Here is a 593-nt window from a genome sequence, read left to right on the forward strand (position 1 = left end):
GTAAGGCTCTTCTGGCAGATTCTTTGTATCATCCACAATCGCCTCATTTACGATTTCTTCTCCCGCTTTTGCGCTTTCTTTTACCTTCGCTTTAAAGACAATGCTTCTTTCCTCTGTATCTGTAATTGCTGGATATTTTGCCATTACCTCATTATTTTTCACCTGTAGCTCTACTGGTTTCGGTTTAGAACCTTCTGCCGCGATGCTGCCTTCTACATACTCTAAACCATTTGGTAATGTATCCTTTATATTTACCTCTGCTAGTTTTCCGTTTTCTACCGTGTTTTTAAAACTAATTCGGTATTCTACTTCTTCTCCTAGTTTTGGTTTATGGTTATTCGCCATTTTCTGAGCAGCAATCTTGCCGTCTTTATATTGTGGGGTAATTGCAACATGAGGCTTTTCTGGCTCATGTGTTGTATCTACTACAATTGCCTTATTGACAATTTCCTTACCGATTTCTGCTTCTTCTTTTACCTTCACTTTAAAGACAATGCTTCTTTCTTTCGTATCCATAATCGCTGGATACTTTGCCATGACCTTGCCGTTTTCCACTTTCAGTTCTACTGGACCCGGTTTAGAACCTTCTGCCT

At 39.5% G+C, this 593-nt stretch carries 1 protein-coding gene; it reads right to left on the bottom strand.

What is annotated here, in order from left to right; all coding sequences use genetic code 11:
• Positions 1 to 593: isopeptide-forming domain-containing fimbrial protein (locus MR113_RS27375; protein WP_242257488.1), on the bottom strand; the 593-nt coding region annotated here is incomplete at both ends.

This window comes from Bacillus cereus group sp. BfR-BA-01379 (assembly GCF_022663605.1).
Lineage (GTDB): Bacteria > Bacillota > Bacilli > Bacillales > Bacillaceae_G > Bacillus_A > Bacillus_A mobilis.